Consider the following 11,563-nt stretch of genomic DNA (forward strand, 5'->3'; position numbering starts at 1 on the left):
AGTGTGGGTACGTCAACGGCGGAAAGAAAAGTCCCAGGGGTGCCCCCTGGACCCCAGGGAGTGGGTACGTCAACGGCGGAAAGAAAAGTCCCAGGGCGCTGCCCTGGACCCGTCGGGGGGGATAATCCCCCCCGAACCCCCGTATTCATGAACGAATGAAATAGAAATGGAATGAAATGTCCAATGCCCGTCCGCTGCTTTACTGGCTCGGTTTAATGGTGCTTGCCCTCCTGGGCTGGAGTCACCTGGGTCAACCCGTACCACTGCCGGACGTGCCCGCCGGACGTTACCAGTGTCTCTCCTACGCCCCCTTCCGGGATGGTCAGGTGCCCTACGATCCGCATCTGGTCATTCCCCGCTGGCAAATCGAGGAGGATCTGGCCATTCTGGCGCCCCTCACCGAGTGCGTGCGCACCTACTCCGCCACCCAGGGATTGGGTGAAACCGTTCCCGTGGCCGCCAAACACGGTTTGAAGGTGCTTCTGGGCACCTGGATCGGCCCGGAAAAAGAGGCCAACAGCCGTCAGATCAAGGCCACTCTTGAGGCCGCCGCCACCCATCCCGAAACCGTTCGGGGCATCGTGGTGGGCAACGAGGTGCTGTTGCGCCGGGAGTTGAGCGCGGCGCAACTCATTGAGGTTCTCAAGGAGATGCGCGCCGGAACCCGCCTGCCCGTCACCTATGCCGATGTCTGGGACTTCTGGTTGAAAAACCCGCAAATCGCCGATCACGTCGATTTTCTCACCATCCACATTCTGCCGTATTGGGAAGATGAACCGGTGGGTGTGGAGCAGGCGCTGCATCATGTGCAATCCATTCTGGAAAAGATGCGCGCCGCGTTTCCGGGTCGCACCATTCTGGTCGGCGAGACCGGCTGGCCCAGCGGGGGCCGCAGTCGGCGGGAAGCGGTTCCCGGAGTGGTGGAGCAGGCCCGTTTCGTTCGAGAGTTCATTGCCCTCACCAACCGGCAAGCCATGCCCTACAATCTGATCGAGGCCTTCGACCAGCCCTGGAAGCGTTTTCAGGAGGGCACGGTGGGCGGCACCTGGGGGCTGTTCGATGCGGCGCGGAAGGTCAAGTTCCCCTTGACCGGACCGGTCAGTCCCCTGCCGAAGTGGCCGTTACCCATGGCTTTGGGTGGTCTCTTCTCCCTGATCATGGTCGGTTACTTTTCGGGTCAGGATTTGTCCCGCTGGCGTTGGTTGGCCTTGTGCGGATGGGGACATCTGACGGGAGGAGCGTTCTTCTGGCGCGGTCATCAAGTGGTGCAATCGAGCCAGAACCTCGCGGACTGGATGCTGGGCAGTGCCGGCATGGTGTTGATGCTGGTGGCGGCTTTCAGCCTGGTGCCGCTGCTGGGCCGGACCGACGGGCCCTGGAGCCGGGCCCTGCCCCTGGGCTTGCGGGAGGTGCGCGCCCGTTGGCTGGGCGGTTGGCGTCAGTCCATGGCCCCGGAAGAGCGTGTCGGTCTGATTCTGGGGTCGGTGTGGGCCCTTTTTCTGGTTTCCGCCGCCATGACCGCCCTGGCCATGGTCATGGACGGGCGGTACCGCGACTTTCCCACAACGCTCTATCTCGTTCCGGCCCTGGCTTTCGGGGTGCGCTGGCTGTTGCTGAAATCCCTGCCCCGGGGAACCATGGAGGCCTGGCTCGGCCTGTTGCTGACCGGCTGCGTGGTGGCGGGGATCGTCATCGAACTGCCAACCAACCGGGAAGCCATGGTCTGGTATGGCGTGGTGCTGTTGATGAGCGGGCCGTTGTTGGGGATGATAGGGAAAAGTGTGACGGGGTTGTCGTTCCGGTAAACGGGGGTCCGGGGGGGCGAGCCCCCTCGGCGGGGTTTGGGGCAGCGCCCCAAGGTTTTATCCGTTGACGTGTCCGTAAGCGGTCCGCTGCACCGAGAGAAAACGCATCCGCCGATCTCCCGCACCGCCTGACTGTTTTGCAGCGGACCGCCGGGGGGGCAAGGGGGGGCCTCATCCCCCCATCTGTTTGCGGAGTAGCCACCCGGAACAAGGCGAATTCCTGTACTCAAACTTTTGGGCGGATACAGCCGGGAAAATACAGGCTTTGGTTTGCTGTCACGTTCAAGGATGGGGGGATGAGGCCCCCCCTTGCCCCCCCGCGGTCCGCTGCATTCTTTCATCGGGTCCATGTTGGGAATAAGCTGCTGTATATTCAATTTGGTGCAGCGGACCGCTTACGGACACGTCAACATCACCGGATAGAACCTTGGGGCGCTGCCCCAAACCCCGCCGAGGGGGCTCGCCCCCCCGGACCCCCTTTTACTTCGCCCTCTCACTCCCCACCACCGCCAGCAACCCCAGCACGAAACCGCCCGCGGCCCAGCCGACACTGTAGAAGACCAGTCCCGCCGCCCCCAGATCCATGGCCAACCGGCCCAGAGGGACCGAATCCCGCCACAAGGCCGCCACACCCGCCGCCGTCGCCACATAACCGATCAGCTTGAAGTGTATGGCCAGGATCAATGCCTGCCTCGGATCACACCACCACGGCGCCCCCTGCGCCTGACACGCCAAACCGATACTCTCCGGCTCGATGCCATGCCGCCGCAACAACGTCATGCCAATAGCGATCACGAGTACTTCCAACAAAATCCAAAAACGCATGGCGGCTCATTCTTGATAGAAATATCAACCCCCCGAGGGGACGGCCTCCCCCCGGACCCTCCCATCCCGCCTCACTCAAGGCTTCGGGGTAACCGCCGCCATGGCCGCCGAGACAGTGCGACTGCGCTCCATGGACTGCTGCGCCAGATAACTGTCGCCATACTTTTCGATGTTGCCCACCTCGTCGTCGTATTGCCGGAAATGGCGTTCCTCATCCACCACCAGCGATTCGAAGAGCTTGCGGGTCTGGGAATCGGCCCCGCAGGCCTGGGCGGAAGCGTTGTAATCCTGAATGCTCGCCACCTCCAGCTCTCGCGCCTTGTCCAACATGCCCCGCACATCCTGAATCTTGACAACCTCCATGGAAGGCTTCATCTCCACCTCCCCCTTCAGAAACAGAATGCGCTCGGCAATGCGCTCGATGTGCATCATCTCCTCGATGGCCGTGCGCCGGAAGAGGTTGGAAAGCAGATCCAGTCCCTGGTCGTCCAGATGGAAATGGAAATACATGTATTGATGTATCGCGGAAAGCTCATCACTGACCGCTTTTTGCAACAACTCCACGCTCTTTTCATACACGGGAAGCCCCCTCTCTCAATGATTGCCGTCGAAGCCGGAAAACCAACCCGTTCGCCTGCCCGAATCCCGGGCAATTCTGGTGAATGTTCTTTCCATCCAGTTGAAAACTTTCCCAAAAACAGACGGATCAGGACTGGACAAACGGGGGCCTGGTTCTTTACTGTTCGTTGCACAAGCACCCGTCTTGCAACCTGTCTGCCTGGAACAGGTTGGCTGTCTACCTTACAAGGCACCGCCGTGGACAAGAAACCTCTATTGATTGTGGATGATTCTCCCGTCAACCTCAAGATCCTGGTCAATCTGCTGCAGGGACGTTATCCGATCCGCGTGGCCACCCGTGGGGAAGAGGCTTTGCGACTGGCGGCGGCGGATCCGACGCCGGCGTTGATCCTGTTGGACATCGTCATGCCGGAGATGGATGGATACGAAGTTTGCCGGCGTTTGAAGTCGAACGAACGCACCCAGGACATTCCGGTTATTTTTTTGAGTTCGCTCAATCAGGCCCAGGACGAGGCGTTGGGTTTCCAGGCCGGAGCGGTGGATTATCTGGCCAAACCGGTGAATCCGGCATTGCTGCATGCCCGGGTGGAGACCCATCTGACCCTCTCGGCCTACATGCACCGGCTCAAGGAGGAGCGCCGGTTGGCGGAACATCATGTGGAAGAGGCCCATAAAGAGCGGGCCAAAGCGCAGGTGCAACGTCAACGTCTGGAGGATCAGCAGCGGGTTTTGTTGCGCATCACCCGGTTGGCTCTGCGTCAGCTTCCGCTGGAGGGTTGTCTGTCCACGGTCCTGGAGGCGCTCTCTTCGCTGCGTTGGCTGGAGGTGGAGAATACGGGGGCCTTGTTTCTGGCCGATTCCCGGGGGAGTCTGGTGCTGGCGGCGCATCGGGGATTGAGCAGGCGCCAGGCGGACCGGTGTCGGCGCATCAAACCGGGGCAGTGCGCCTGCGGTCAGGCGGCGCGCAATCGGGAGAGCATCTGGATGTCACGCATGACGCCGGAGAATTCGGCGTTGGTCGAGGAGGAGAGCGACAAGGGTCGTTATGCCTTGCCGTTGTTGGAGGGAGAGCGGTTGCTGGGTGTTTTATCCCTCGGGATGCCGGCGGATCATCTTCCGGTGGATGGGGAGGTGGGTTTTCTGGAAGAGGTGGCTTCCACGCTGGCGACGCTGCTCGGGCGGCAGATTGCGGAAGAGAAGGTGCGGTTGAATCGTTTGGAGGTGCAGCGGGCGCGCAACGACATGATGAACCGGTTGAGTATCGCGGCGGAATTCCGCGATACGGAGACGGGATTGCACATCGTGCGCATGGGAAAGTACGCGGCCACGATAGCGGGACGGTTGGGATGGGACGAAGCCCGATGCGAGGAGATCGAGCTGGCGGCGCCGATGCATGATGTCGGCAAGATCGGCATCGAGGATGGCATTCTCAAGAAGCCGGGGCGGTTGACGGAGGAGGAGTATGCCGTCATGCAGCGGCATGGTCTCATCGGGGCCACCATGTTGGAAGGGAGTGATCCGTTGTTGCGTTTGGCGCGGGAGATTGCCCTGACGCATCATGAGAGGTGGGATGGCAGCGGCTATCCTCGCCGCCTCATGGGGGAAGCGATTCCCTTATCGGGGCGGATTTGTGCGATTGCGGATGTGTTTGACGCCTTGACCATGGAGCGGCCCTACAAAAAGGCCTGGCCGGTGGAGCAGGCGGTGGCCTATTTGCAGGAGCGATCCGGGCGGGATTTCGAGCCGGAGTTGGTGTTGATTTTTCTGGAGATATTGCCGGAGATTCTGGAAATCAAGGCGTTGTATCGGGATGATTGCATCAATCCGCGCGAGGTGTTGCCGATGTTGCCGGTGAGGGCGGAGGCGGGGAGTTGGGCGGCGTGGGATCCGGGGTATTCGGTGGGTAGTGATGTCATTGATACGCATCATCGATATTTGTTCGAGTTGGGTAACCGGTTGCATGCGGCGATTGTGGGGCGGCAGGGTGTGGAGCAGGTGGGCAAGGTATTGCATGCTTTGGAGCAGTACACGCGGGTGCATTTTGCGGCGGAGGAGCGGTTGATGCATCAGGTAGGGTATTTGAAGCAGGAGAGTCATGAGTTGTTGCATCGGGCGTTTGAGCGAGAGTTGGTACGGTTTCAGGAGGAGTTGTTTTTCAATCCGTTGACGGTTGGAGAGGAGATGATGTTGTTTTTGCGGGATTGGTTGATGGCACATGTCGGGAAGAGTGACCGGGAGATTTTGCTGGAGAAGAATTAAGAATATCTCGTATTAATCCTTTAATTAATAAAAAGGGTTGGGGGAGCCTGAGGGGGAGCTCTGCTGCCCCCTCAGGACTTTTCCTTTATCCTTTTATCCGTTCCTCTTTTATCCTTTCCTCCTTTGCCCGCCCAGATAACGGGAGTCGACCCTCCGGGGGCCTTTTCCCGGAGGGTCGAGGACCCGCGGGCCTTTTATTACCCCCTGGCAAGCGAATCAGCCTCATCGATTCGCTTGCCAGGGGGGCCGGACGGTGGTCATCCTTGGACGGGCAATTCGCCTTCGTGGGGTGCCAGGCAAAAAGACGCCTGGCACCCCACGAAGGCAATGGCTGGCTCGCTCTTGAGCCATCCTTTTCGGCAAAAGGCCGCCGAAAAGGATGGCTATGAGCGGGGCGAGCCTGGAAAGAAAAAGGACAAAAGATAAGTCAAAGGATAGAACATTTTCTTTTTTTGATACTTTAAAATATTAAAAAGATAAAAGATAAGCCAAAGGATAGAACATTTCCTTTTTTTGGTACTTTAAAAGATAAAATATTAAAAGGATATCACCTTTTGATTGTTAGGGATTCTATTTCTTGAGCCTCACCACAAACCGCTCACCATCCTCAACCAAATCCGGCCTCGTCCCATTGTGCGCCATCATACCCTTGACAATCTTGCGCGGTACCCCCATCCCCTGAGGCTCCAAGTACCGATAATCCCTCATGATATCCTTGATCAAACTGTTTCTCGCCGCCCGACAACCACTCACCATCCGAGCCGGCGTAATCCCATTGGGCAAGCGCCCCGGAGAAATCACCTCCAACCGATCCTCATAAATCGATAATTCAATATCCGTCCCCGTCAACAAATAGTCCCGATGAACCAACGCATTCACCACCGCCTCACGCACCGCCTCCTTCGGATAGTCCGCCTTCTCCTCCCTTCGCACCCCCCCCTCCTCAAGCCCCCCACTCACGGAAGTGTTGCGTTGCACGAAAGCCATGGCCTGCTCCACCAACCCCAACTCCACAATCTTCCCCAACCGATCCAGTCGCGGAACCATCGGACCGCGTAAACTGCACCGCTCCCTCGCCGCATAATCCTTCTCCCGTCCGGGATAGGCCGTCGCCTCAATCCCCGCCTGAGGCAAAAACCGCTTCGGCTGATGTCCGAACAACAACATCCCCGCCACACCTACTCCCCCCTCCACCATGATCTCCGTATTGTAAAGCAATCCCTCCCAACCCGATTCATCCTCATCCGCCGGAATCTCCTGCTGCCGAATATCGGAAAAATAGTTTTTCAAACGCATCACATCCAAATCCCGCAACCCAGCCCCCGAAACCGGACTCAACTCGGCCCGCAACCCACTGCGACGCTGAAACAACCGCCGCAACTCCTCCGGCGTGGCCTCCCGACTCTGACTGCCAACCCGAATGTAATAACTATTTTTATTATTGTGCCAGAGGGTATGGACATCATACCCCGCCGACACCCGCACCACCGCCACATCTTTGCCGGGCTCCACCTCCCGAAACCACTCGAAAAAGGGAATGATGGCCGGGCGAATCTTGTCCCGACAAACAGTCATGACCCACTCTTCGAGTTTGTCCCGAGTCAAGCCAACCAACTGCCCATCATCCCCTACACCCAACAGAACCATGCCCCCTTCAAAATTGGCAAAAGCCACCAGTTCCCGAGCCAACTCATCGTTGCGGATGAGATCCCGCTTGAACTCAACCCCGGAATTTTCCCCGTGCAACAGGATTTCCAACAACTCGGTTCGGATCATGGTTCTCCGCCCCCTCTTTTTCTCCGCACCACCTGCAGCAACATCTCCATCTCCATGAGCCCCAGCAGTTTGGCAGCCAGCCCGTAGACCACGATTCCCCCCATGACCAACGGCCCCAGAATCATCAACCGGCCGGAGGTGGTCAATCCGGGATGCCAGAACTGCCACACCCCCCAACCCAGAAAGGCCCCCATGGCCACGCAGGCCAAGGCACTCCGGGCGGTGGTGGAAAGCAACGCCGGGGAGAGATGGAAATCAAGCCGCTTTTTCAGATGACGCAACAACAACACCGCGTTCAACGCCGCCGTCAAAGAGGTGGCCAAGGCCAGCCCCACATGCTGCAACGGCACCATCAACGCCAGATTGATCACCATGTTGGAAGCCAGACACACAATGGCCACCTTCACCGGCGTGCGCGTGTCCTTCATGGAATAGAAGGCCGGGGTCACCACCTTGACGATGGAAAAACCCAACAAACCCACACTGTAAGCCAAAAGCGCCTGAGCCGTCAGATGGGTGGCCTCGGGTCCAAAAGCCCCCCGCTGGAACAGCAGCGCCAGAATCGGCTCCCCCAACACGATCAAACCAACCATGGCCGGCAAATCCACCACCACCGTCAGACGCAACGCCAAATCGAGATCACTGCGCAACCCGTCCATATCGCCCCGGGCCGCCTTGGCCGACAAAGCGGGCAAAATGGCCGTACCCAGTGCAATGCCGATCAAGCCCAGAGGGAACTCCACCAGACGGTCGGCATAATAGAGATAGGAAATCGACCCCTCGTTGAGCCAGGAGGCGATGAAGACATCCAGCAACAGGCTGATCTGAGCCACCGAAACCCCCAGAATCGAGGGCCCCATCAAGCCGAGAATGCGCCGGATGGCCGGATGACGCGGATCCCAACGCAAGCGGAACGGCACACCGATGCGACGCAAGGCCGGGAACTGCAACATCAACTGGGTCACCCCCCCCAGAAACACCCCCCAGGCCAACCCCTCGGCAGGCCGCTCCATGCGGGGCGAAAGCACCATGGCGGCGGCGATGATGCAGACATTGAGCAGAATCGGCGTGGCCGCGGGCACCGCGAAGCGATGATGACTGTTGAGAATCCCTCCGGCCAGCGCCACCAGCGAAATGAAGAAGATGTACGGAAAGGTGATGCGGGTCAGATCGACGGTCAACTGGAATTTGGCGGGATCCCCGCTGAAACCGGGCGCGGCCACCAGAATCAACATCGGCATGGCAATCTGGGCCACCACCACCACCAGAACCAGAACCAGCCCCAGAACGGTGAATACCGACTGGGCCACCCGTCGGGTCTCCTCGACCTCCCCCTTGGCCAGGTATTCGGCGAAGACCGGTACGAAGGCGGTATTGAAAGCCCCCTCGGCGAACAGACGCCGCAGGAAATTGGGCAGTTTGAGCGCCACGAAAAAGGCGTCCGCTCCGGCACTCGCGCCCATGCCGTAGGCAATGGCGATATCCCTGGCAAAGCCCAACAGCCGGGAAAGCAGGGTATAGAAACTGATGATGCCCACCGCCCGAATCAGCCCGCCTCCCTCCGAAGGCTTGACCGGTTCGACCGCAGATTCGTCAGGAATCGTCATGGAGAAAGTGTTTCCTTGTGAAGTGGTGTGGAGAAAGCCTTTGACGGATTGGTTCTTTTTTGTTTACAATGACCCCTTTTTCGACATACGGGCCAATCGAGGCAGGGGGTATCACCCGTCGAGGCCTGGGTAATTGGAAGACACAAAGGAGTTTGCGTCAAGTGGCCAACAACAAATCCGCCCTCAAAGACATTCGCCAGAGCCGTCGCGCTTGCGCTCGCAACAAGAGCGACACCTCCACCATGCGCACCTTCATCAAGAAGGTTGGCCAGGCGGTGGAAGCCGGTGACGTGACTCAGGCTCAGGCCAGTCTGCGTGAGGCCTATTCCATCATTGCCGCCACGGCGGGCAAAGGGGTGATTCACAAGCGGCAGGCTGCGCGTCGCATGAGCCGGCTCAACGCGAAGGTCAAGGCGATCGCCCTGGCCAAAGCCGCCTGATGATGGCTCGCGCTTCCGGGATCTTCGGGTGCGGGCTGCGAAGCCCGTACTCCTGAAGATCCGGAATCGAACCACCGCATGGAATTCGCTCTACTGCCCATCCCTCAGCCCATTTTGACCGGCGTTCTGGCGTGCGGATTCACCCGCTGCACGCCCATTCAGGCCATGACTTTGCCGCTGACCCTGGCGGGCAAGGATGTGGCCGGACAGGCGCAGACCGGCACCGGCAAGACAGCGGCTTTTCTGATCGCCACCTTCACTCGTCTGTTCAACGAGCCGCGTCGTCTGGCCTCCCAGGAGGGCTGCGGTGCGCCGCGTGCGCTGATCGTCGCGCCAACCCGCGAGTTGGTGGTACAGATCGAGGCCGAGGCGCAACGGGTGGGACAGAACACCTCTTTCAACATCGTGGCGGTTTACGGTGGGGTTGATTACGAAAAACAGCGTCAGAAGCTGACGTCCGGCCATGTGGATATTCTGGTGGGCACGCCGGGGCGGCTTATCGACTATTTCAAGCAGCATGTTTACCATGTCAAGGCGGTTGAGGTTTTGGTCATCGACGAGGCGGATCGTCTTTTCGATATGGGTTTCATCGAAGATCTGCGTTATTTGTTGAAGCGGCTGCCGCCTTACGATCAGCGTCTTTCCATGCTTTTTTCCGCCACGCTCTCTTATCGGGCGCAGGAACTCTCCTTCGAATACATGAACATGCCGGTCAACATTTCCACGGCCATGGAAGTGCGCACGGTGGAGAAGGTTGCCCAGACGCTTTACCATGTGGAAGGCACGCGCAAGATTTCCCTGTTGGTGGGGATGCTGAAGAAGATGTTGCCGGAGTTGCCTCCTCCTCCTCCTCCTGTGGTTGATGTCTCCGAGGACGAGGAGATGGTGGAGGGTGTTGAAGCTGTTGAAGAAGAGGAGATCACCATACCGGTGGACGGCAAGGCGCGGGTGATGATTTTCACCAACACCAAGCGTATGGGCGAGACGTTGTTGAACTGGCTGGGGGTGAATGGCATTGCCTGTGAGTATCTTTCCGGGGATGTGCCTCAGGCCAAGCGGTTGCGGGTGTTGCGGCAGTTTCAGGCGGGCGAGATGCCGGTATTGATTGCCACTGATGTAGCGGGGCGGGGTTTGCATATTGACGCCGTAACGCATGTGATCAATTACGATCTGCCGGAAAACGCCGAAGATTATGTACACCGCATCGGGCGCACGGCTCGTGCGGGTGCCGAGGGTTGTGCCATTACGCTGGTGGATGAAGAAGGCGCCTACAATCTGGAGGCGGTGGAAGCTTTCATTGGCATGAAGATTCCGGTGCAGTGGGTGGAGGATGATGGTTTCGCCGAGTTGGTGAGGCCGCCTCGGCTGCCGCGCAAGCCGTTTGAGGGGCGCAAGGAGTTGCCGAGGCGGGGGCGCTCGCCGGGTCGATCCGGGCAAGGTTCTTCTTCTGTTGTACCGGTTGTGACTTCCCCGCCTGTTATTGCTGCTGCCGATTCCGCCAAAGCCGAAACCACCTCTCCCGCCCGTCGTCGCCGTCGTCGTCGTCGTTCTCCGCAGGATCCTTCCTCTGCACCTCCCGCGGCATTGACCTGACCGGATCTTTTGGTCATCATGGGGGTTTCGTTCCCCCCTATCGCATTTGGCAAGGCAAAAGATCATGTCCGAGGAAGCTGCTGACAATCAGCCTTTGTTTCATGTGGAGAAGCTGTATTTGAAGGATTTGTCCTTCGAGAGTCCCAATGCGCCGGAGATTTTTCTGACGCAGCAGGAGCCCAAGGTGGAGTTCAATCTCAACACCTCTGCTTCCAAGGTGGGGGATGAGCATTATGAGACGGTTCTTCATGTGACCATCAAGGTGGTTTCGGGCGAGAACACCATGTTTCTGGTGGAAGTCAGTTATGGTGGGCTCTTTTTGGTACGCAACGTACCGCAGGAGCATTTGTCGCGGACGTTGGGGATTGAGTGTCCGTATATTCTCTTTCCTTATGTTCGGCAGATTATTTCGCAGTTGGTATCGGAGGGGGGATTCAAGCCGATGGTATTGGATCCGATCAATTTTGCGGCGTTGTATCAGCAGGCGCAGAGCGAGGCCAACTGAGGGTAAAGAATTAACTCCTCTTCTTCAAATCCTTTATATGCAAAAAGGGTTGGGGGAGTCTGAGGGGGAGCTCTGCTGCCCCCTCAGGACTTTTCCTTTATTCTTTTCCTCTGCCTTTCTTTCCTCTGCCTTTCTTTCCTCTGCCTTTCTTTCCTCTGCCTTTCTTTCCTCTGC

General features: G+C 58.6%; 9 protein-coding genes. 5 read left to right on the plus strand and 4 right to left on the minus strand.

Translation table 11 applies throughout. The features are described 5' to 3' along the window. The first annotated feature begins 176 nt into the window (after positions 1–176). Complete coding sequence (locus tag HQL56_12675; protein MBF0310373.1) at positions 177–1,805, plus strand: glycoside hydrolase family 17; 1,629 nt, start codon at positions 177–179, stop codon at positions 1,803–1,805. A 480-nt stretch (positions 1,806–2,285) separates the two neighbouring features. Here the strand turns inward: HQL56_12675 and HQL56_12680 are convergent, their stop codons facing one another. Beyond that, on the minus strand, positions 2,286–2,600 hold the full coding sequence (locus tag HQL56_12680; protein MBF0310374.1) for a hypothetical protein: 315 nt from the start codon (positions 2,598–2,600) through the stop codon (positions 2,286–2,288). Between the two features lie 105 nt (positions 2,601–2,705). Continuing rightward, positions 2,706–3,209 carry a bacterioferritin gene (locus tag HQL56_12685; protein ID MBF0310375.1) on the minus strand — a complete coding sequence of 168 codons (504 nt, stop codon included), beginning with the start codon at positions 3,207–3,209 and terminating at the stop codon, positions 2,706–2,708. 237 nt (positions 3,210–3,446) lie between these two features. Between HQL56_12685 and HQL56_12690 the strand changes: the two genes are divergently transcribed. Then, the gene (locus tag HQL56_12690) at positions 3,447–5,468 is read left to right on the plus strand and encodes a bacteriohemerythrin (protein MBF0310376.1); all 2,022 of its coding nucleotides are present in this window, start codon (positions 3,447–3,449) and stop codon (positions 5,466–5,468) included. Between the two features lie 570 nt (positions 5,469–6,038). Here HQL56_12690 and HQL56_12695 read toward each other — a convergent pair. Both HQL56_12695 and murJ read right to left on the minus strand, forming a co-directional pair. Continuing rightward, complete coding sequence (locus HQL56_12695) at positions 6,039–7,244, minus strand: putative DNA binding domain-containing protein (GenBank protein MBF0310377.1); 1,206 nt, start codon at positions 7,242–7,244, stop codon at positions 6,039–6,041. Continuing rightward, positions 7,241–8,851 carry a murein biosynthesis integral membrane protein MurJ gene (gene murJ / locus HQL56_12700; protein MBF0310378.1) on the minus strand — a complete coding sequence of 537 codons (1,611 nt, stop codon included), beginning with the start codon at positions 8,849–8,851 and terminating at the stop codon, positions 7,241–7,243. The genes HQL56_12695 and murJ overlap by 4 nt, the downstream gene beginning before the upstream one ends. Positions 8,852–9,012: 161 nt before the next feature. Here murJ and rpsT point away from each other — a divergent pair, with 161 nt between their 5' ends. From rpsT to secB, 3 genes are all read left to right on the plus strand, one after another. Then, on the plus strand, positions 9,013–9,291 hold the full coding sequence (rpsT, locus tag HQL56_12705) for a 30S ribosomal protein S20 (GenBank protein MBF0310379.1): 279 nt from the start codon (positions 9,013–9,015) through the stop codon (positions 9,289–9,291). Between the two features lie 78 nt (positions 9,292–9,369). Continuing rightward, a complete protein-coding gene (locus HQL56_12710) occupies positions 9,370–10,884 on the plus strand; it encodes a DEAD/DEAH box helicase (GenBank protein ID MBF0310380.1) in 1,515 nt (504 codons plus the stop codon). 64 nt (positions 10,885–10,948) lie between these two features. Next, positions 10,949–11,389, plus strand: coding sequence for a protein-export chaperone SecB (gene secB, locus HQL56_12715; GenBank protein ID MBF0310381.1), 441 nt, complete (start codon positions 10,949–10,951; stop codon positions 11,387–11,389). Positions 11,390–11,563 lie beyond the last annotated feature (174 nt).

This window comes from Magnetococcales bacterium (genome assembly GCA_015231925.1).
GTDB lineage: Bacteria > Pseudomonadota > Magnetococcia > Magnetococcales > JADGAQ01 > JADGAQ01.

Bases quoted from the DNA above. Each gene is read 5' to 3' on its own strand.
- secB (MBF0310381.1), top strand. From the start codon at position 10,949: ATGTCCGAGGAAGCTGCTGACAATCAGCCTTTGTTTCATGTGGAGAAG.
- HQL56_12710 (MBF0310380.1), top strand. From the start codon at position 9,370: ATGGAATTCGCTCTACTGCCCATCCCTCAGCCCATTTTGACCGGCGTT.
- HQL56_12695 (MBF0310377.1), bottom strand. From the start codon at position 7,244: ATGATCCGAACCGAGTTGTTGGAAATCCTGTTGCACGGGGAAAATTCC.
- murJ (MBF0310378.1), bottom strand. From the start codon at position 8,851: ATGACGATTCCTGACGAATCTGCGGTCGAACCGGTCAAGCCTTCGGAG.
- HQL56_12675 (MBF0310373.1), top strand. From the start codon at position 177: ATGTCCAATGCCCGTCCGCTGCTTTACTGGCTCGGTTTAATGGTGCTT.